This window comes from Citrobacter europaeus, from assembly GCA_020099315.1.
GTDB classification, from domain to species: Bacteria; Pseudomonadota; Gammaproteobacteria; order Enterobacterales; family Enterobacteriaceae; genus Citrobacter; species Citrobacter europaeus.
Map to the genome: position 1 here is coordinate 4,768,968 of CP083650.1, position 20,291 is coordinate 4,789,258.

General features: G+C 52.9%; 16 protein-coding genes and 1 pseudogene. 4 read left to right on the plus strand and 13 right to left on the minus strand.

The features are described from left to right. Position 1 precedes the first annotated feature (1 nt). Together LA337_22375 and pdeH are read right to left on the minus strand one after the other, a co-directional pair. The gene (locus LA337_22375; protein ID UBI15865.1) at positions 2 to 2,062 is read right to left on the minus strand and encodes an AsmA family protein; all 2,061 of its coding nucleotides are present in this window, start codon (positions 2,060 to 2,062) and stop codon (positions 2 to 4) included. 77 nt (positions 2,063 to 2,139) lie between these two features. After that, positions 2,140 to 2,907, minus strand: a complete 768-nt coding sequence (gene pdeH, locus LA337_22380) for a cyclic-guanylate-specific phosphodiesterase (GenBank protein ID UBI15866.1) — start codon at positions 2,905 to 2,907, stop codon at positions 2,140 to 2,142. 230 nt (positions 2,908 to 3,137) lie between these two features. Between pdeH and LA337_22385 the strand changes: the two genes are divergently transcribed. Further along, positions 3,138 to 4,067 carry a sugar kinase gene (locus LA337_22385; protein UBI15867.1) on the plus strand — a complete coding sequence of 310 codons (930 nt, stop codon included), beginning with the start codon at positions 3,138 to 3,140 and terminating at the stop codon, positions 4,065 to 4,067. 49 nt (positions 4,068 to 4,116) lie between these two features. Here LA337_22385 and LA337_22390 read toward each other — a convergent pair whose 3' ends face one another. The 4 genes from LA337_22390 to LA337_22405 form a co-directional block, all read right to left on the minus strand. After that, positions 4,117 to 5,610: an insulinase family protein gene (locus LA337_22390; GenBank protein ID UBI15868.1), complete on the minus strand. Its 1,494-nt coding sequence runs from the start codon at positions 5,608 to 5,610 to the stop codon at positions 4,117 to 4,119. Positions 5,611 to 5,832: 222 nt separating this feature from the next. Further along, positions 5,833 to 7,119 (minus strand): C4-dicarboxylate transporter DctC, encoded by a 1,287-nt coding sequence (dctA, locus tag LA337_22395; GenBank protein ID UBI15869.1) that lies wholly within the window; start codon positions 7,117 to 7,119, stop codon positions 5,833 to 5,835. A 157-nt stretch (positions 7,120 to 7,276) separates the two neighbouring features. Further along, positions 7,277 to 9,283 (minus strand): biofilm formation regulator HmsP, encoded by a 2,007-nt coding sequence (gene hmsP, locus LA337_22400; protein UBI15870.1) that lies wholly within the window; start codon positions 9,281 to 9,283, stop codon positions 7,277 to 7,279. 225 nt (positions 9,284 to 9,508) lie between these two features. After that, positions 9,509 to 9,616 (minus strand): type I toxin-antitoxin system toxin Ldr family protein, encoded by a 108-nt coding sequence (locus tag LA337_22405; GenBank protein ID UBI15871.1) that lies wholly within the window; start codon positions 9,614 to 9,616, stop codon positions 9,509 to 9,511. Between LA337_22405 and LA337_22410 the strand changes: the two are divergent. The 3 genes and pseudogenes from LA337_22410 to LA337_22420 all read left to right on the plus strand — a co-directional run bounded on the left by LA337_22410 (position 9,567) and on the right by LA337_22420 (position 12,655). Further along, positions 9,567 to 9,808, plus strand: a pseudogene (locus LA337_22410) (hypothetical protein). The gene LA337_22405 and the pseudogene LA337_22410 overlap by 50 nt on opposite strands. Before the next feature lie 234 nt (positions 9,809 to 10,042). Further along, positions 10,043 to 11,239, plus strand: coding sequence for a methionine gamma-lyase (megL, locus tag LA337_22415; protein ID UBI15872.1), 1,197 nt, complete (start codon positions 10,043 to 10,045; stop codon positions 11,237 to 11,239). A 117-nt stretch (positions 11,240 to 11,356) separates the two neighbouring features. Further along, positions 11,357 to 12,655 (plus strand): amino acid permease, encoded by a 1,299-nt coding sequence (locus LA337_22420; GenBank protein ID UBI15873.1) that lies wholly within the window; start codon positions 11,357 to 11,359, stop codon positions 12,653 to 12,655. Positions 12,656 to 12,690: 35 nt separating this feature from the next. Here the strand turns inward: LA337_22420 and LA337_22425 are convergent, their stop codons facing one another. From LA337_22425 to LA337_22455, 7 genes are all read right to left on the minus strand, one after another. Next, entirely contained in the window at positions 12,691 to 13,893 is a 1,203-nt protein-coding gene (locus LA337_22425; protein ID UBI15874.1) for a sigma 54-interacting transcriptional regulator, read from the minus strand. Positions 13,894 to 14,069: 176 nt separating this feature from the next. Then, positions 14,070 to 15,074 carry a dipeptide ABC transporter ATP-binding subunit DppF gene (gene dppF, locus LA337_22430; GenBank protein UBI15875.1) on the minus strand — a complete coding sequence of 335 codons (1,005 nt, stop codon included), beginning with the start codon at positions 15,072 to 15,074 and terminating at the stop codon, positions 14,070 to 14,072. Further along, on the minus strand, positions 15,071 to 16,054 hold the full coding sequence (gene dppD / locus LA337_22435) for a dipeptide ABC transporter ATP-binding protein (protein UBI15876.1): 984 nt from the start codon (positions 16,052 to 16,054) through the stop codon (positions 15,071 to 15,073). Before dppD ends, dppF begins: the two co-directional genes overlap by 4 nt. 10 nt (positions 16,055 to 16,064) lie before the next feature. After that, positions 16,065 to 16,967, minus strand: coding sequence for a dipeptide ABC transporter permease DppC (dppC, locus tag LA337_22440; GenBank protein UBI15877.1), 903 nt, complete (start codon positions 16,965 to 16,967; stop codon positions 16,065 to 16,067). A 9-nt stretch (positions 16,968 to 16,976) separates the two neighbouring features. Next, a complete protein-coding gene (gene dppB, locus LA337_22445; GenBank protein UBI15878.1) occupies positions 16,977 to 17,996 on the minus strand; it encodes a dipeptide ABC transporter permease DppB in 1,020 nt (339 codons plus the stop codon). A gap of 166 nt (positions 17,997 to 18,162) precedes the next feature. Beyond that, on the minus strand, positions 18,163 to 19,770 hold the full coding sequence (locus LA337_22450; protein ID UBI15879.1) for an ABC transporter substrate-binding protein: 1,608 nt from the start codon (positions 19,768 to 19,770) through the stop codon (positions 18,163 to 18,165). Further along, complete coding sequence (locus tag LA337_22455; protein UBI18548.1) at positions 19,685 to 19,921, minus strand: hypothetical protein; 237 nt, start codon at positions 19,919 to 19,921, stop codon at positions 19,685 to 19,687. Before LA337_22455 ends, LA337_22450 begins: the two co-directional genes overlap by 86 nt. Positions 19,922 to 20,291: the final 370 nt, after the last annotated feature.

Below are 20,291 nucleotides of genomic sequence, written 5' to 3' on the forward strand. Positions count from 1 at the left end.
GTCACTTCTTCATCTGCGACAGGATCGTCCGGCACTGATTCGCGTCACTCTCTGACGGCGAAATTAGCGCCAGCAAGGCCGCCGCTGGCGTCACCAGTGTTGCCAGCGCGGCAGCAACCGCACCGCGCGCAATCAGCGGCCCTGCCTTCACGCCAGCCTGCGGATCCTTAAAGGTGCCGCGAACATACAGCGGCGAACGCAGCGTAATAATACGAATGCCTTTGCTCTCTGGATCGATGGTTAAATCCAGTTGCTCCGACGCAAAGCTCGCCGTACCGGTGACATTGATGACCGCGTTTTCCGTGTCGAAAGCAAAAATCTGCGGACGCGCCACGCCGTTCACAATATCCAGATTCGCCGCCGCGCAGTTCACCCGCACCTCGTCATCACCAAATATCTGCCCGACGATATAGTTACCCAGATTCAAGCCCACAATTTCCATCAGATTCCGGCTGATCAAACCATCGTTCATCAGTAGCTTGAGGTTGCCATTGCTGTTACCAAGCAGCGCAGCGACCGAGTTTCCGCTCCCACTAAACCTGGCGTCACCGTTCATTTCGCCAAGCGTTTTTTGCATCAGTTCCACATCCGGCATCAGCGCTTTAAGCTTCAGGCGGCGAGCCTGGATATCCGCCTGCCCCCGCATCGGCTTTTTATCCCCTTCCAGATGGATGCTGGAAACAATGCTGCCGCCCGCAAGACCGAATTTCAGCGGCTGCAGGCGCAGGTCGGCATTTTTCAGGATGATATGGGTGGAGAGATCGCTGATCGGCAGACTGCTGCCGTGCTCAATACGCCGTCCTTTGAAACGCACGTCAGCGTCCATCACGTTCCATTTGTCGGTTTCAAAACGGTCATACGGCAAGACCTTGCCCGCAGGTTGAACGCTCTTCTCACCTTTGCGCTGTTCAGATTGTTTTGCCCGTTCTGCCCCTTTGCCTGAATCCACACCGATCAACGGACCCAAATCAGCCAGCCTCAGTTGGCGAGACTCAACATCCCCCTTCAGCATGGGTCGCGGTTTACCGGTGGTATAGGCCAGCGTTCCGTGAATATCGCTATCGCCAATGCGGCCATTAAAATCGCGATAATTAAAAACAGAGGATTTTTCCGGGTCGATTTTTGCCACCAGACGCCCGTCGGTTTCAAACGGCGGCGTATCCGGGAGCAGTACGCCGGTCAAATCGTACAAATCCCCTAGCGAATCTCCCGAGAATTTAAGCCGCAGATCCGCCCCGCCCATGTTCAACGGATCGTTTATCGTGCCGATAAACGCCACGCGCGTATTGCCCGAACGGAAATCAGCCTGAATCGGGAAAGGGGTATCTTCGCCACGCAGCGCCAGCATTCCGCCTATTTTCCCGCTACCGCTTAGCGGTTCGCCGTTATATCGCCCTTGCGCTTTCAGCCCAAATACGTAGTCCTCGACGCGGGCGTTGCTCTCTTTACCCTTTGCGCCGGTCACTTCGCTAAAGGGCAACGGTTTACCCAGCGGATCGACCAGGATCTCAAGCTCTGACTTCGTCACCTTATCGTTAATGGCGATACGTCCCTGATCGAACAGAATGTTATCCAGCCGGAACGACCACGCGGATGGCGGCGCATTGGGATCGCGATTTTCATCCCCTGCTAAGTTAAAGGTCCAGTTATTGTTTTCCTCAGACAGGCGGATAAGCCGCGCATCGGGTTTGACCAGCTTGATCCACGGGAGCCAGACGGTTTTTGTCAGCAGCGCCAGTGGGGCGAGCGTGGCTTCAACGCGCGGGAGATGCACCATGGTAACGTCAGGAATATCTGGCGGGTTGCCAAGGATAATATCTTCGGCATGGATATGCGGCCACGGAACCCAGCTACGCCAGCCGGTTTCCTGCTGCTGGCGCTGCCAAACCACGCCCAGATCCCCTCGTATGGCGAAGGGCCGGTTGAGTTCTGTAGAGACTTTCTGGTTGATGGTCGGTTTGAGCCGGTTCCAGTCAAATGTCGCAATCACAATGATGAGTACGACGATCAACAACAAGAAAACCCCTATTACTGAAGTGGTTATTTTACCTGTTCTCGTCATGTCTAACCTCCTTACTTCCTTCCTTGCCTGTCCTAAAGATAGTCCAGTAGAAGAAAAGGAGGCGCTCTACATCCTCATCAAAGCGACAGAATAACGTCTTCGAGGGTATCCAGGGGCACTGGACGAGAGAGAAAATAGCCTTGGGCCGCGAAAGCCGGTGAGTTTTGCACATCACGCCACTCTTCCAGCGTTTCGACACCTTCAACAATTACGCCGCGGCAATAGCGGTTCATCAGCTGTAACAGTAGCGTGAAGAGATTGCGGCCTTCCGGCGTCTGGCGCAGCATGACAAACAGGTCCCGCGCCACTTTGATATAGTCGTAACTCACTTCGCTCAGGGCCGAGAAGTTCGCCATACCGGTACCGAAATCATCCAGCCAGAGCGGGCCAAATTCGCACATTGAGGCGAACGACGAGCCCTTCGGCAAACGGATATGCTCCACCAGTTCAAAGCGCAGCCACGGCAGGCATTCGATGATTTTCAGGATTTCGGGATCCTGGCGCATGGCAATAAGCGTTGGCCCGTCGACATTCACTGATGCCAGCAGATTATTGACCCGGAAAAACGCTGCTTTTTGTTCAAGCTGTAAAAGCTGCTCTTTCACTACATCGACACGATGTCGGACGGCTACTTCGGCAAAATAGCGGTCTGGAGCGATGCGTTGGGAGGGGTTTTCAGGATGGCTCACGACGGTCAGCAGCTCAACGGCCATCAGCCGACCGTTGGTCTGGTAAATCGGCTGGTAGGTGTAAGCACGCTCGCACTGCAGCCAATAGCGTCTCTCCTGCAAGCTTTCAATACTCGCATCGGGCGTAATTAGCTGCTGGGTAACCTGCTTTATCATCTGAGATGTCCTGTAAATAAGAGTGTGACTGACCGGACTCGTCAAAGGTTATCGGCGCTCAGGCGCAGAACTTTACGTTCAGCCGTACGCAAAATAGAAACTAAGCGGCAAAAAACGACGCAGAACACGTGCTGGCTCAAAAAAATAATGGAACGATGTTTTAATATAGTTGACCACTTAACACCCACAGCGCACACTAACGCTAATTTTTTTCAGAGCAGGTTACGACTATGTCCAGAAAGATTGCCGTGATTGGCGAATGCATGATTGAGCTGTCACAGAAAGGCGCTGACGTTCAGCGCGGATTCGGTGGCGACACGTTGAATACATCCGTTTATATCGCCCGTCAGGTCGATGCTGCGGCACTTTCCGTACACTATGTGACTGCACTGGGTACCGACAGTTTTAGCCAACAAATGCTGGAATCCTGGCAGGGCGAAAACGTCGATACCTCATTAACTCAGCGCATGGAAAACCGCCTGCCGGGCCTCTATTACATTGAGACCGATAGCACCGGCGAGCGCACCTTCTATTACTGGCGTAATGAAGCCGCCGCAAAATTCTGGCTGGAGAGCGAACAGTCCACCGCGATTTGCGAAGAGCTGGCGACATTTGACTATCTGTATCTGAGCGGAATCAGCCTGGCGATTTTAAGCCCGGCAAGTCGTGACAAGCTGCTGTCATTGCTGCGTGAATGCCGTGCCAACGGTGGAAAAGTCATTTTTGACAATAACTACCGTCCACGCCTGTGGAGCAGTAAAGAAGAGACCCAGCAGGTGTATCAGCAGATGCTGGAATGCACCAATATTGCGTTCCTGACGCTGGACGATGAAGACGCGCTGTGGGGTGAAAAACCCGTTGCCGAGGTGATTGCCCGTACTCACGCTGCTGGCGTTCAGGAAGTGGTTGTGAAGCGCGGCGCAGACTCTTGCCTGGTTTCCATTGCAGGCGAAGAACTGATCGACGTTCCGGCCGTAAAACTGCCGAAAGAGAAGGTGATCGATACCACCGCTGCGGGAGACTCCTTCAGCGCCGGGTATCTGGCGGTACGTCTGACCGGTGGCGATGCTGCTGATGCCGCAAAACGCGGCCATCTGACGGCAAGCACGGTGATTCAGCATCGTGGGGCGATTATCCCCCGCGACGCCATGCCGCAATAACGTGTTGTTCTTGTAGGCCGGGGGCGCTTAGCTTGCCCGGCCTACAGGTCTACTGTACCGGCGGGATGTCCGACACTTCAGGATGTGATTCATCCGTTTCAACCGAGGTTGCCGCTGCGGTAACCGGCGCCATAATGCTATCCCACGTCGCCTGTAGATCCTTCATATTGAATTCAGGTTCACCCTTTGGCTGCAGCAGGATTAACGCCATGTCTTGCGACAGTTGCTGACGCAGGTCCTGGTTCAGCATCTCAACGCTCAGGCTGTTCAGGAAGCTCTGGCGTAAACGCTGATACTGTTCAGGCGCAATATCCACCACCTGATTTTGCAGTGAGCGCAAACGCTGGCTGATCAAAATATCGGTATCGGTGCGACCATAGGTGGCAAACAGCTTCTGCAGTTCCAGATTCTTTTGCGCCACCAGCGCATTAAACTCTTCTTCCGGCAGCCCCTTATCACGCACTTTGGCCAGCTCACGCGCAACCGTACCGAGGTTCGCATTCAGCTTACCGTTCGGTGATTCAACGTTGATGGCGCACTGCGCGCGCAGGAACAGCACCCGACAGTCGAATCCAAGGCCAATGTCTTTGGCATTGTTTTTGGTGAGCTCCTGCTGAATGTGCCAGAACAACGCTTCGCGAGCTAAATCAGCGCGCCAGTAACGTAGCAGTGCGGCAGATTCACGGATCGGCTGCCACGGCGTATCCCACATAATAGACAGACGATCCTGACGTACCGCATCAGTCATGATGCTCACAGCCTCTGCACGCAGCGGAGAGAGCGTCGGTACCGGCGCCGGGGTTTCGCGTTTACCTTTTAACTCGCCAAAGGTTTTGTTGATTTGCTCAGCCACGCTGCGCGCATCTACGTTACCGACGATAATCAGCGTCATCGCATCCGGGGTATACCATTTCTGGTAGAAGGACTGGATTTTCGTCGCATCGACAGGCGTTTTCAGCGGATCGGCTGGATCATGACCCAGCAGCGTCGATCCCTTCAGACGATAGCGCCACCATCCCTCTTTGGTATCTGACGGCCAGGTTGCCACCATGTCTTCACTACTCAGCGCATGATTGACCGTTTCAGGGGTAATGCTCAAATTGCCGGAAATATTGGCCAGATATGAAAGCGACTCTTTCAGCAGATCGTTACGGCTGTTAGGCAGACTGAGGTTATACAGCGTGGAATCATAGGAAACGATAACGGGCGGCATGGGACGTTTGGGATCGAACCCCTGCTGCCAAAGTGAACGGGCTTGCGTGGCGTCGAGGCCGCCGCTTTGCGTCAGCGCGATACGTGGGATCGCATGGCTGAAACCACTCTGTTGCGTACTTTCGGTGAGTGAACCGGTATTAACCAGCAGGCGAACCTCAATACGGTCGCTGGGGCGCTGGGGAGTGGCCAAGACTTGCCACTGTAAACCATTTGCCAGCGTACCCTGTTGCCACGCCGGGTCAGGCTGGAGCGCATCTGCCTGCACATAGCCGGCAGTGGCCATCATCAGCAAGCCGCCCGCTAAAAGTCGAATTTTTGTGCCCTGCATGTGAACCCCTGATCAACTATCCTGGAAATAAAAAGACAGCCCGTGAAAGGACTCTCTGAATATGACGTTAAAAACACTTCGTGTTAGACCGCAAGAACATAAAAATGTCACGGAGGAAGTGAAAAAATCCCGACGCCGCCGAATCGGCAGTTTCAGGCACAGGGGGTAATTATGCGCAAACACCCGCAGTCCTGGAAGGGACTACGGGCATAAGTGACGAGATTAAGAGGATAAATCGTGCGTTTTGCCATCCGGCGCACGGTTATTCAACGTATCATCCAGCTTTTTGGTGTCCAATTCTTTCACCCATTTAGCCACAACGACAGTTGCCACACCGTTACCAATCAGGTTGGTCAGCGCACGGGCTTCAGACATGAAGCGGTCAATACCGAGAATCAGCGCCAGACCTGCAACCGGCAAATGCCCCACCGCAGAGATAGTCGCGGCCAGAACAATAAAGCCACTCCCGGTCACACCCGCAGCACCTTTTGAGGAGAGCAGGAGCACTACCAACAGGGTTATCTGATGGAAGATATCCATATGGCTGTTGGTGGCCTGTGCGATAAACACCGCCGCCATCGTCAGATAGATTGATGTCCCATCAAGGTTAAACGAGTAGCCCGTGGGTATAACCAATCCGACAACCGACTTCCGACAGCCCAGTTTTTCCATCTTATCGAGCATGCGCGGTAGCGCGGACTCGGAAGAGGAAGTCCCCAGAACGATCAGCAGTTCTTCACGGATATAGCGGATGAATTTAAAGATACTGAAGCCGGTTGCGCGCGCAATTGAGCCCAGCACCAGCACCACGAACAAAATACAGGTGATGTAGAAGCAGATGATCAACTGACCCAGTTGGACCAGCGTCCCGACGCCATATTTACCGATGGTAAAGGCCATGGCACCGAAAGCACCGATCGGCGCCAGGCGCATGATCATATTGATGATGCCGAAAATAACCTGTGAGAAACTTTCAATCACGTTGAAAATCATCTGGCCTTTGCTACCCAGACGATGCAGCGCAAAACCAAACATTACTGCAAACAGCAATACCTGCAGGATGTTACCGCTGGCAAACGCGCCAATGACGCTCGCCGGGATAATATCCATCAGGAAACCTACGATCCCCTGGTCTTTTGCCTGCTCTGCATACATTGCAACCGCTTTGGCATCCAGCGTCGCCGGATCGACGTTCATCCCGGCACCGGGTTGCACCACGTTGACGATGATAAGGCCGATGATCAGCGCAATCGTACTGACAATTTCAAAATAAAGCAGTGCAACCGCACCGGTGCGGCCTACGGCTTTCATACTTTCCATGCCTGCAATGCCGGTAACGACAGTACAGAAGATGACAGGTGCGATGACCATTTTGATGAGCTTAACGAAAGCATCACCAAGCGGCTTCATTTGTGCGCCTAATTCAGGATAGAAATGGCCAAGGAGAATACCTATGGCAATTGCTGTCAGGACCTGAAAGTAAAGGCTTTTGAATATAGAGGTTTTCATAGGGTGTCCTTAAAGTAAAAACCACAGGTCTTGTAAGGTTTTGTTTAACCTGCGGCCTTAAAGTAACACCCACTCAACATGACAGAAATGCACCTGGATCATAATTGATACAGAAATGTTAAAAATTTTGAGCTGGCTCGCACAAGCGAGACCTTTTTTAACTTTTGTAATCAGCGTTTTCCGGCGTCAGATAACGTTCTTCGAAGATATTTGCCGGGACCGGCCTTGCAAACAGGAACCCTTGCGCCACTTCAACTCCGGCTTGTGATAACCATTCGCGTTGCGCTTCGGTTTCGACGCCTTCGGCGATCATCTGCAAATTAAGGCTATGAGCCAGCTGAATAATGGCGGAGATCATGCTGCAATCTTCAGGAACGCCATCGACAAACATCTTATCGATTTTAAGTACATCTACCGGTAACGACTTCATATGCTGCAGCTGTCGCAGACCGGCATACCCCATGCCAAAATCGTCCAGTGCGATACGCACGCCTGCGTTGCGCAGCGGGCGTAAAATAGCCACAGCGGCATTAGGATCATCAATATGCCGGCTTTCGGTCACTTCCAGAATCAACGTCCCTGGCTTGATGCGATAGCGATTTAACAATTCCAGCAGATCCGACACCATACTCGGGTGCATCAGCTGTAGCGCAGACAGGTTCACCGACAGAGGCAGCATCAGGCCGCGTTCCTGCCAGGCTGACAGCTGGCGGCATGTCTCTTCCAGCACCCAGTAACCGACCGTTACCATCAGACCACAGGACTCAATCCTGTCGATTAACCCTTCTGGCAGCTCCCAACTTCCGTCCGGCTGCTGCATTCGCAATAATGCTTCTGCACTCAATACTTTACCGCTGGACATCTCCACCTGCGGCTGCATCCAGAGCGCAAACTGACGGTTATCCAGCGCGGTAAGAATATCGTTCTCTTCCGTCAAACGCTGCTGCGCCTCTTCCATTTGCAACGGATCAAAGAACTGAATCTGGTTTTTACCCTTGTGGCGCGACGTTAACACGGCTGAGAGCGCCCGGCGGTATAGCTGTTCTGCGGTCAAATCGCCATTAAACATCGCCACCCCAATGTTGCAGGCAGGACGGAGTTGAATACCCTGAATCGGTAATCGCTCATTAACGATAGTAAGTACTTGCTGACCTAGCGTAATCGCGTGCCAGGGCTCTTTTACGCCATGTGCGAGGATGGCAAAGTCATAGCCGCTCACCTGGGTAAGCACCATTCTGGGGGCCAATACTGACTTCAGCTTTTCCACCAGCGTAAGCAACAGGATTTCCCGCTGGGTCTCGGATAACACACCCGCGGTATCACGCAGGGTTTCGCAGGTGACAATCATCAGCGCCGTCGTCTGCTGGCGGGTAACAACCTGCTCCAGCAGTTCCATCAGAAACGACTTGTTGGGCAGTTCGGAAACCGGGAACCGCATTGAATTGTTGCTTTGTTCTTCACTGTGGCGCTGAATCAGCTGCTGATTGAGGTTGTAGCTACGCACCAGCAGGCCAATCTCATCATCCTGATGCAGACGCGGCAGCGTCAGCTGATAGCCAATCAGATTCTGTTGGGGAATATCGTTTAACTCACGTGCTATTTTACGTAATGGATGCAAAATCAATCGGTTAATACACCATGAGATGGCTATTGTGAGGATTAACGATAGAAGTAAGTAAATGGTCACTAACGTTGAGAGCGTACTCATCACGAACTTATACATGCGGTAAGAATCCGCCTGCAGCACCAGATACGCCAGCGGTTGCGGGTTCGCAGAACGCTCAAGAGAATAGACCGGTAGCGAGATTTGTACCGGAAGCTCAAACAGACGGGTCACCGTAACCGGAACCGGACGCTCAGGGATAAAGCTCATGCGCAACGCCTGAAACTGATTGGGCAGCACCACATCGGCACGACTGACCACGCCTGCAGGCCGAATACTTCGTAAAATGGCTTCCGCTTCGGGAATATCCCCTTTCAGGATTGTGCCCGACAGAGGCTCACGGACGGAGCGAGCGATACTTTCCAGTTGCGTAGCCGTGTTATAGCGGTTCTGCTGGACCAAATGGAACAACAAAACGGTGCAAAAAATAAACACAAACACCATGACAACGGCCGCAACCATTGCCATCTGCTTAATTGTTAACGAGCGACTGACACGCAAACTGACTCTCCACGGATAGACGAAACTGCCGTCAGAGTATACCCGATCGTAGCGGTATTAAGAGAGGCGGTATCTGAAAACTTCCCAGCATGCATTATCGCGACAGGATAGGCACCTGACGACGAGATTTATCTGCATTTAAGCCGAAAAAGGCCGCAAGGTCGCCCCTGCGGCCTGGTTCGGGCGCATGTTGCCATCGCGGCAGACAGACGCCCACAAAGCGCATTACTTTCTGTTACGCAGCCAGCTCACAATCAGGCTGGCAATAATGCCAGCGATGACTGGAGCCGCTAAATCGTGCCAGAAGGCCACGCCTAACTGTGCGAGCGTCATATAGCCGCCTGTGTTGCAATGGCAACTGTTCGCGGCTATCCTTAACTTGTCTGGAGTCAAGTTAGCCCCCGTTTTGTTGCCAGGTTTATACCGAACAACGTGCGGGGGTTTTCTCTTTCCAGCAACCGATGCCGCCGGGGATCAAGCCCCCGCAACATTGCGCCTCACCGGGAATTCCCGGCTTGCCGCTGATTCTACGGTAGCCCACTAGCCATATCACTGCGCAATATTCCGCTCTGCGTAGCGCCTCGCATTTCACCCTTTTTTCTCGCCAGTACGCTGGAAAGATTCTTGCCAGTTGGCAACATTCCTGCCGACTATCAATCCAGGAAAACACATAACCCATTGATATCTATTAATTCAATTTCTGGCACAGCGATTGCTATTTGACTGTGAGCTGTTCTGTTCCGAATTAAAGGAGATATCATGTCTGACTGTCGTACTTACGGATTCAACACCCAGATCGTTCACGCGGGGCAACAACCCGACCCTTCAACTGGCGCGCTCAGTACGCCTATTTTCCAGACTTCAACGTTTGTTTTTGACAGCGCCGAACAAGGTGCCGCCCGCTTTGCGCTCGAAGAGTCCGGGTACATTTACACCCGCCTGGGTAACCCCACCACCGATGCGCTGGAGAAAAAACTGGCGGTACTGGAAAGAGGTGAAGCCGGGCTGGCAACCGCGTCCGGTATTTCTGCCATCACCACAACGCTGCTGACGTTATGCCAGCAGGGCGACCATATTGTTTCCGCCAGCGCGATTTACGGCTGTACCCACGCGTTTTTGTCGCACAGCATGCCGAAGTTTGGCATTAAAGTCAGCTTTGTCGATGCGGCTAAGCCTGAAGAAATTCGCGCCGCCATGCGTCCGGAAACCAAAGTGGTGTATATCGAAACACCCGCTAACCCGACGCTCTCATTGGTTGATATTGAAACGGTGGCCGGCATTGCCCATCAGCAAGGCGCATTGCTGGTGGTGGATAACACCTTTATGTCGCCCTACTGCCAGCAACCTTTACAGTTGGGCGCAGATATTGTGGTGCACAGCGTCACTAAATACATCAACGGCCACGGGGACGTGATTGGCGGCATCATTGTCGGTAAGCAGGAGTTCATCGACCAGGCTCGGTTTGTTGGGCTGAAAGATATCACTGGCGGCTGCATGAGTCCGTTCAACGCCTGGTTGACGCTGCGCGGCGTTAAAACGCTGGGTATTCGTATGGAGCGCCACTGTGAAAACGCGTTGAAAATCGCCCGCTTCCTCGAAGGGCATCCGTCCATTACCCGGGTCTATTATCCTGGCCTGTCTTCGCATCCACAGTATGAGCTGGGCCAGCGGCAGATGAGCTTGCCAGGAGGAATCATCAGCTTCGAAATCGCTGGCGGCCTCGAGGCTGGCAGACGGATGATCAATTCTGTAGAATTGTGCCTCCTCGCGGTCAGTCTCGGTGATACCGAAACCCTCATTCAGCACCCAGCGTCTATGACACATTCGCCCGTTGCGCCAGAGGAACGGCTTAAAGCAGGTATTACCGACGGGCTTATCCGTCTTTCTGTGGGTCTTGAAGATCCAGAAGATATTATTAACGACCTTGAACACGCCATCAGAAAGGCAACATTCTGACCATTATGACCTGAACCGACGCAGATCGGTTCAGGTTGTTGAGAATCAAGGCACAACAGTCTGGCAATACGCGCAATCCTGTTTCGGGGGGAGCGCGTATTTTGGGCAGGGGGTTCTATGCAGGACAACACACTACAACTAAGCAACAATACAGCAACCGCCGTACCATTCTCAAAGAAAATACCATTCACGAAATACGATTTTGGCTGGGTATTACTGTGCATCGGCATGGCAATTGGCGCCGGAACGGTACTGATGCCGGTACAAATAGGTTTAACAGGCATTTGGGTATTCATTGTCGCCTTTATTATTGCCTATCCGGCAACCTATATTGTGCAGGATATTTATTTAAAAACATTATCAGAAAGTGAAACCTGTAATGACTATACTGATATTATTAGTCATTATCTGGGCAAGAACTGGGGCGTATTTCTTGGCGTCATCTATTTTCTGATGATTATTCACGGCATATTTATCTATTCCTTATCCGTGGTTTTTGACAGTGCCTCATATATCAAAACTTTCGGCTTGACCGAGGCCGATCTCTCACAGTCGATAATCTACAAAGTGGCCATTTTTGCCGTGCTGGTCGCCATTGCTTCCGGGGGAGAAAAACTGCTGTTCAAAATCTCCGGTCCGATGGTGGTAGTCAAAGTGGGTATCATCATCGTGTTTGGTTTTGCGATGGTTCCGCACTGGAACTTCGCTAATATCAGCGCATTCCCTGAAGCATCGGTCTTCTTTCGCGACGTGCTGCTGACCATCCCGTTCTGCTTCTTCTCAGCGGTGTTTATTCAGGTGTTGAACCCAATGAACATCGCCTACCGCAAACGGGTGGCGGATCGGGTGCTGGCCACGCGTATGGCAATCCGTACGCATCGGATCAGTTACATTACGCTGATTGCGGTCATTCTGTTTTTCTCTTTCTCTTTTACCTTTTCCATTAGCCATGAAGAGGCCGTTTCGGCCTTTGAACAAAATATTTCCGCACTGGCGCTGGCGGCGCAGGTCATTCCCGGGCAAATTATTCATATCACCTCCACGGTGCTGAATATCTTCGCCGTATTAACCGCATTCTTTGGTATTTATCTGGGGTTCCACGAGGCGATTAAAGGTATTATTCTTAACGTTCTGAGTCGCGTTATTGACGTCGAGAAAATTAATCCCCTGGTGCTTACACTGGGTATTTGCACCTTTATTGTTATCACCCTGGTCATTTGGGTATCGTTTCGCGTCTCGGTACTGGTGTTCTTCCAGTTAGGTAGCCCACTGTACGGGATTGTGTCGTGTATTATTCCGTTTTTCCTGATCTATAAAGTAACGCAACTGGAAAAACTGCGCGGGCTGAAAACCTGGCTCATCCTGCTGTACGGGATCCTGCTGTGCCTGTCGCCATTATTGAAGCTGATTGAATAATCCACGTATACTGCGCCGTCAGCCACTGGCGGCGCTTAATCCACACTCTCCAGTTGATAGCTGCGAATTTTATTCAGTACCGTGGTATGTGATACCCCCAGCGCTTTGGCAATATGCCGCGACGACACATTCTCTTCCACCATCTGTTCAATAAGCTGACGTTCAGCACACAAAACCTGTTCTTTAAAAGGACGTTCTGTCGGTGCCTGCTCAACGGCGGGCAAATTCACCATCCCTAATTCTTCCCGCGTAATAACATCGGATTCCGCCATCAGCATCAGGCGAATAATGGTATTTTCCAGTTCACGCACGTTTCCCGGCCAGCTGTGATGATGCAGGGCATCAAAGCAGGCTTTATCCAGAATGATCCGCCGCTGGAATTCCTTCGCGTATTTCTGCACAAAGTGGCGAATCAGCAGGCTGATATCCTGCGGACGCTCCCGCAAAGGCGGAATAGTCAGTGAAAGTACGTTGATGCGGTAATAGAGATCCGCGCGCAGCAGACGTTGTTCCACCCTCTCTTCCAGATTGGCGTTGGTGGCCACAATAATGCGCACATTGACCGGAATAATTTGCGCCCCTCCAACGCGACGGATCCCGCCATCCTGAAGAACACGCAGGAGTTTAGCCTGTAAACTCAGCGGCATTTCACCAAATTCATCGAGAAAAAGGGTGCCTTTATCGGCCATTTCAAACAGCCCTTTTTTGCCTTTACCGTCTGCGCCGCTAAAAGCCCCTTTCTCGTAGCCAAAGAATTCACTCTCCATCAGCGACTCAGGTAGCGCAGAGCAGTTGACCGGAATAAACGGATAAAAACGCCGCTGCCCGGAATTATGGATAGCCCGGGCTAACAGCTCTTTGCCGGTACCCGTATCGCCGCGGATCAGAACAGTGTATTTGCTGTCGGCAATTTTTATCGCCTTTTCGATAAGCGAGTGCATGCTCTGGCTGCTGCAAATAATGTCAGAGAAATAGCGCGGGCGTTCTGGCTCAGACATCGACAGCTCGCTTATCTCTTCGCACAGGTAAGCGACGTTAATAATATCGGTGCGCTGGCTTAAACAGGATTGCACGCAGGAAATATCCTGTAACTGGCGGCACCAGGATTTAATCAGGATCCGTCCAGGCGTGACTTTCATCGAGATGATATTGATATCGCAGCAGGAAAATTCCTTCAGGACATCCTCAACCATCGACAGACGATCAATTGTTTTAATATCCCAGCGTATCGTGACCACATTTGCTCCTGATAGTTAGCAACTGCGACACAGATATTTCTGTGACGAGAGAAAATCTGACTACATTTTAGACGCTATGGAATAATGTTCTGCCAGAGGACTCACATTGTGGGCGTAAAAACAAAATATAAAAAAACCGGAGCACAAGGCTCCGGTTATTGGGTCATAACCCACGTTTATTGCTGCGGGTTTTCATCCTGGTCAACGGCGAAACAGGCGACCAGTTGACCGCCGTAATCTTTCAACTGCGGCTGAAGCTGGGTACACGGACCAAAGCGACGACGGCAGCGCGCGTTGAACGCACAGCCCGGCGGCGGATTCAGCGGGCTTGGCAGCTCACCGGTCAGCTTGATACGCTCACGACGATCGTCAGGGTTCAGGCGCGGCGTTGCGGAAAGCAGCGCCTGCGTGTACGGATGACGCGGATTATTGAAGATCTGATCCTTCGTTCCTTTTTCCACACAGCGGCCTAAGTACATCACCATCACTTCATCGGCAATGTGCTCAACTACCGACAGGTCGTGGGAGATGAAGACGTATGACAACCCCAGTTCCTGCTGCAAGTCCATCATCAGGTTTAGCACCTGCGCACGAACGGAAACGTCCAGCGCCGAGACCGGTTCGTCGGCAATCACCACGTCCGGGTCAAGCATCAGCCCGCGAGCGATGGCAATACGCTGACGCTGACCGCCGGAGAACATGTGCGGATAGCGATCGTAGTGCTCAGTTTTCAGCCCCACTTTCGCCATCATCGCCAGCGCCTTTTCACGACGCTGCTCTTTGCTCAGCGCGGAGTTGATTAGCAGCGGCTCTTCCAGAATCTGCCCGACTTTTTTACGCGGGTTCAGGGAACCGTACGGGTTCTGGAACACAATCTGGATTTTCTGCCGACGCAGCTTCTGCGCCTGCGGGTCGTGCTTAAGCAGATCCTGCCCCTGGTAATACAGCTCACCGCCGGTCGGAACTTCAATCATTGTCAGCAGGCGGCCAAGGGTGGATTTCCCGCAGCCCGACTCGCCGACCACCGCCAATGTTTTACCGCGTTCTAAGGTAAAGGAGACACCGTCCAGCGCTTTCACCAGGCGTTCCGGGGCGAACATGCCCTTTTTCACCGGGTAGTGTTTTTTCAGGTCAATTGCCTGCAACAGCGGCTGTGGCAAAGCGGCCTTTTGCGTACTCATAGCCCAGGCCTCCCGGCATCATCAAGTGGGTAGTGGCATTTCGACTGACGACCGCCTTCCAGCAGGTTCAGTTCAGGTTCTTCAGCGCGGCATTTGTCGGTCGCATAGGGGCAGCGCGGATTCAGCAAACAGCCGTTCGGGCGGTCATATTTACCGGGCACCACGCCCGGCAACGAAGCCAGACGCGCTTTATCCTGAGCAAACTCCGGCAACGCGCGCAGCAACGCCTGGGTATACGGGTGACGCGGCGCGCGGAAAATATCCTGCGCGGCCCCGGTTTCCACAACCTGCCCGGCGTACATCACGATAATTTTGTGCGCTGCTTCGGCCACCAGCGCCAGATCGTGCGTAATCAAGACCAGCGCCATGTTCTCTTTTTGCTGCAACTCCAGCAGCAGCTCGATGATTTGCGCCTGAATAGTCACATCCAGCGCCGTGGTCGGTTCGTCGGCAATCAGCAGCTTTGGACGACAGGCTATCGCCATCGCGATCATGACGCGCTGGCTCATCCCACCGGACAACTGGTGCGGATATACATCCAGACGCGAGGCCGGATCGGGGATCCCGACCAGCGTCAGCAGGTCAATCGCCCGCTGAATACGCGTTTTTTTGTTGCCGCCCTGGTGCACCTTGATGGCTTCCATAATCTGGTAACCAACGGTATAGCACGGGTTAAGGCTGGTCATCGGGTCCTGGAAGATCATCGCGACTTCCGCGCCCACTAACTGGCGACGCTCTTTCTCTGAGATGCGCTTCAGGTCGCGACCATTAAATTCCAGATTTTCGGCCATTACCCGGCCTGGGTAGTCAATCAATCCCATAATCGCCAGCGAGCTGACGGACTTACCAGAGCCTGACTCCCCAACAATGCCAACCACTTCACCCTGGTTCACACTGTAGCTAATGCGGTCTACGGCGCGGAATTCGGAACCGACATCGCCGAAATGCACCGATAATTTATCTACATTTAATAACGCCATCTCGAACCTCTTACTGCTTCAGTTTGGGATCGAGCGCGTCACGCAGACCGTCACCCATCAGGTTAAATGCCAGCACCGTCAGCAGGATTGCCAGCCCCGGGAAGGTCACGACCCACCAGGCGCTTTGCGCAAACTGCAACACGTCAGAGAGCATGGTGCCCCATTCCGGCGTAGGCGGCTGTGCGCCCATCCCCAGGAAGCCGAGAGCAGCCATATCGAGAATGGCGTTAGAGAAGCCCAGCGACGCCTGAACAATCAGCGGCGCAAGACAGTTAGGAAGAATATTGACGAACATCTGGCGCATCGCACCGGCTCCCGCCACGCGGGATGCGGTGACGTAGTCGCGGTTAACCTCCACCAGCACGGCGGCGCGCGTCAAACGTACATAGTGCGGCAATGCCACGAACGTCAGCGCCAGCGCGGCGTTGCCAATCGAGGGGCCAAACACCGCCACCAGCACCAGCGCCAGTAACAGGCTCGGCAACGCCAGCATGATATCGACCACACGCATAATGACGTTATCGACAATCCCGCCAAAGTAGCCGGCGATAAGCCCGAGAATCACGCCCATCAGCAGGGAGAGCACAACCACCAGACAACCGACCAGCAGCGACAGACGCGCACCGTACATCAGGCGGGACAGCACATCGCGGCCCACATCATCTGTACCAAACAGATGCGCCATGGTACCGCCTTCCTGCCACGCAGGTGGTGCCAGCAGCGCATCACGGAACTGCTCAGCCGGATTATACGGGGCGAGAACATTCGCAAAGACCGCAATCAGAATCATGATGACAACATAAACCAGCCCGACAACCGCGCCTTTGTTGCGTTTAAAATAGTGCCAGAACTCCTGCAGCGGAGTCATTGGCACCGGTGCAGCAATAACTTTATTTTCAGTAACCTGTGACATGATGGCCCCTTACTTCTTATGCCGAATACGCGGGTTCACCACGCCGTACAGCAGGTCTACCAGCAGGTTGACGAGAATAATCATCGTCGCGACCAGCAGCACCCCGCCCTGCACCACCGGATAATCACGGCGTTGCAGCGCATCGATCAGCCAGCGCCCCAGCCCCGGCCAGGAGAAGATAGTTTCGGTCAGGATCGCCCCAGCCAGCAGCGTACCGACCTGCAGGCCGATTACGGTTACCACGGGCAGCATCGCGTTACGCAGAGCGTGAATGATGATGACGCGCATACGGGTCAGGCCTTTGGCGCGCGCGGTGCGAATGTAATCCTCGCCCAGCACTTCCAGCATCGATGAACGGGTCATACGCACAATGACCGCCAGAGGAATGGTACCCAGCACCATCGCCGGCAGAACCATATGCGCCAACGCATCAATAAAGTTGCCCTCTTCCCCCCAGATGGCGGTGTCTATCAGCATAAAACCGGTCAGGGGATTGGAGTCATCAAGGAACACCATGTCGCTCACCCGACCGGAAACCGGCGTCAGGTTCCACTGCACGGAAACCAGCATGATCAGCATCATGCCCCACCAGAAGATCGGCATGGAGTAACCGGTCAGCGCCAGGCCAACGGCGGTGTGATCGAAAATAGAGCCGCGCTTCACAGCAGCAAGTACGCCCACCGGAATACCCACCGCAACGGCGAAGATCATCGCACAAACGCCGAGTTCCAGCGTTGCTTTAAAGCGAGGTACGAACTCTTCCCATACCGGTAAGCGGCTTTTCAGCGAGATACCTAAGTCACCATGCATAACCCCCCAGATATAGTGGAGGTACTGCTGCCACATCGGTTTATCCAGACCGAGTTCAGCCAACAGTTGAGCATGACGCTCAGGGGAGATTCCACGTTCACCCGCCATGATCATTACCGGATCGCCGGGGATCATATGGACGAAGGCAAAAGTGAGAAGAGTGATACCGATAAACGTGGGGATGACGAGTCCCAAACGTCGGAGAATGAACTGCAACATAACCCGGATTCTCTCTAATGACGCACGGCCTGGAACCGTGAGTCTGTATTGCTCACAAATCTTATCCCACGCAAACTGCATCGCGGGTAAAGCATTACGCCGGATGGCGCTGCGCTTATCCGGCCTACACAATACCGGGGCGCAGCGCTTCCTTAATTGCTTTTAATTATTCGACAGAAACGTTTTCGAAGTGGTGTTTGCCCAATGGATCAACCACATAGCCTTTCACTTCTTTACGCACTGGTTCGTACACGGTGGAGTGAGCAACAATCAGAGCCGGAGCCTGATCGTGCATAACTACCTGCGCTTGCTTGTACAGTTCAATACGTTTGTTGTGATCGTCCGTCGCACGCGCTGGCTGGATCAGGTCTTCAAACGGCTTGTAGCACCAGCGAGAGTAGTTGGAACCGTCTTTCGCTGCCGCACAGCTGAACAAGGTAGCGAAGAAGTTGTCCGGATCCCCATTGTCACCGGTCCAGCCCATCATCACCGCCTGATGCTCACCCGCTTTGGCGCGTTTCAGATACTCGCCCCACTCGTAGGTCACAATTTTGGCCTGAACGCCAATTTTCGCCCAGTCGGCCTGAACCATCTCCGCCATACGGCGAGCGTTCGGGTTGTACGGACGCTGTACCGGCATCGCCCACAGCTCAACGGTAAAGCCTTTATCCTGACCGGCTTCCTTCAGCAGCGCTTTGGCTTTCTCAGGATCGTAGGTGTAGTCTTTAACGTCGTCGTTATAGCCCCACATGGTCGGCGGGATCAGGTTCTTCGCGGCGACGCCAGCGCCCTGATAAACCGCTTTAATGATGGCTTCTTTGTTCACCGCGTAGGTCAACGCCTGGCGGACTTTCACGTCATCAAACGGTTTCTTCTCAGTGTTGAAAGAGAGGTAGCCAACGTTCAGACCGGCCTGCTCCATCAGGTTGATGTTTTTATCCTGCTTCATGCGCGCGATGTCTGCCGGGTTCGGGTACGGCATCACCTGGCACTCGTTCTTCTGCAGCTTGGCGTAACGCACGGAAGCGTCAGGCGTAATGGAGAAGACCAGACGGTCGATCTGCGGCTTGGTGCCCCAGTAACCTTCGAATGCTTTATACAGAATACGGGAGTCTTTCTGGTACTGCTGCAGCTGGAATGGACCGGTACCGATAGGGTTCAGATCCACTTTCTCCGGGGAACCGGCTTTCAGCATGTTATCCGCATATTCTTTGGAAAGAATAGAAGCGAAGTCCATCGCCAGGTCAGCCAGGAACGGTGCTTCCGGACGAGTCAGGACGAACTGAACGGTTTTATCGTCCACTTTTTTCACTTCGGCGATCAGATCTGGCAGACCCATCCCTTCGAAGTATTCATAGCTGCCGCCGGACACTTTGTGGTACGGATTCTGGGCATTTTTCTGACGATCGAAAGAGAACACCACGTCATCGGCGTTTAAATCGCGCGTCGGTTTGAAATCTTTGTTGTCTTGCCACTTCACGCCCTGGCGCAGGTGGAAGGTATAGGTTTTACCGTCTTCGCTGATTTCCCACTTCTCAGCAAGGCCCGGGATGACTTCAGTTGTACCCGTTTTGAACTCAACCAGGCGGTTATAGATCGGTACGGAGCTGGCATCATAGGTGGTGCCAGAGGTGAAAAGCTGCGGGTTAAAGCCTTCAGGAGATCCTTCTGAACAATAAACCAGAGTTTTAGCCTGTACGCTTGCTGCGACGGTCATGGCCACCAGGCTCAGACCAAGCTTCAGCATCCCTGACTTCTTCAAGGAAATACTCATTCTTCTGCTCCAAATGTGATGTTTGTTGTTTTACCCTTTGCAGTGGGTTTGCACCGCCTGGCCTTTTTTGTTTTTTACCCGGCCGGGTCGGCGTTAAGAGGATGGGGATTCCGTTCACATAAGCGACTGAGTTGCAGTGCGGATTCTCCATGAAATGCCCCTCATGCCCTACAATCTGTCAACAGAATGTGTAAACGTCAATAAGGGAGCCTTGATTTACGCGGAGGATGAGAAATCCCGAACAAAGATAAAAAAAACATTTCTGAAACATTTCCAGCAGGGAAATTTATGCTACGCCCTCTGACTCAGCATAAAAAACCAAACATATTGCAACACTTAGAGTATAAATTTTACGCAGATTATGAAAAATAACTCACATTTTGCTGAATATGTGAGCATGACCTTCTGTGAACGTTAAAACGCACAGGTGAAAATGCTACTTTCAGACATAAGTTCAGACACCTTTCTCAGCGCAAGCTCATACATAAAATCAATAGAAGATGTCACAAAATGGCACGTTA

What these genes read in the sequence shown, in the direction of transcription:
- LA337_22375 (UBI15865.1), bottom strand. Translation starts at nt 2,062, where the DNA reads ATGACGAGAACAGGTAAAATAACCACTTCAGTAATAGGGGTTTTCTTG.
- pdeH (UBI15866.1), bottom strand. Translation starts at nt 2,907, where the DNA reads ATGATAAAGCAGGTTACCCAGCAGCTAATTACGCCCGATGCGAGTATT.
- LA337_22385 (UBI15867.1), top strand. Translation starts at nt 3,138, where the DNA reads ATGTCCAGAAAGATTGCCGTGATTGGCGAATGCATGATTGAGCTGTCA.
- LA337_22390 (UBI15868.1), bottom strand. Translation starts at nt 5,610, where the DNA reads ATGCAGGGCACAAAAATTCGACTTTTAGCGGGCGGCTTGCTGATGATG.
- dctA (UBI15869.1), bottom strand. Translation starts at nt 7,119, where the DNA reads ATGAAAACCTCTATATTCAAAAGCCTTTACTTTCAGGTCCTGACAGCA.
- LA337_22405 (UBI15871.1), bottom strand. Translation starts at nt 9,616, where the DNA reads ATGACGCTCGCACAGTTAGGCGTGGCCTTCTGGCACGATTTAGCGGCT.
- megL (UBI15872.1), top strand. Translation starts at nt 10,043, where the DNA reads ATGTCTGACTGTCGTACTTACGGATTCAACACCCAGATCGTTCACGCG.
- LA337_22420 (UBI15873.1), top strand. Translation starts at nt 11,357, where the DNA reads ATGCAGGACAACACACTACAACTAAGCAACAATACAGCAACCGCCGTA.
- dppF (UBI15875.1), bottom strand. Translation starts at nt 15,074, where the DNA reads ATGAGTACGCAAAAGGCCGCTTTGCCACAGCCGCTGTTGCAGGCAATT.
- dppD (UBI15876.1), bottom strand. Translation starts at nt 16,054, where the DNA reads ATGGCGTTATTAAATGTAGATAAATTATCGGTGCATTTCGGCGATGTC.
- dppC (UBI15877.1), bottom strand. Translation starts at nt 16,967, where the DNA reads ATGTCACAGGTTACTGAAAATAAAGTTATTGCTGCACCGGTGCCAATG.
- dppB (UBI15878.1), bottom strand. Translation starts at nt 17,996, where the DNA reads ATGTTGCAGTTCATTCTCCGACGTTTGGGACTCGTCATCCCCACGTTT.
- LA337_22450 (UBI15879.1), bottom strand. Translation starts at nt 19,770, where the DNA reads ATGAGTATTTCCTTGAAGAAGTCAGGGATGCTGAAGCTTGGTCTGAGC.
- LA337_22455 (UBI18548.1), bottom strand. Translation starts at nt 19,921, where the DNA reads ATGGAGAATCCGCACTGCAACTCAGTCGCTTATGTGAACGGAATCCCC.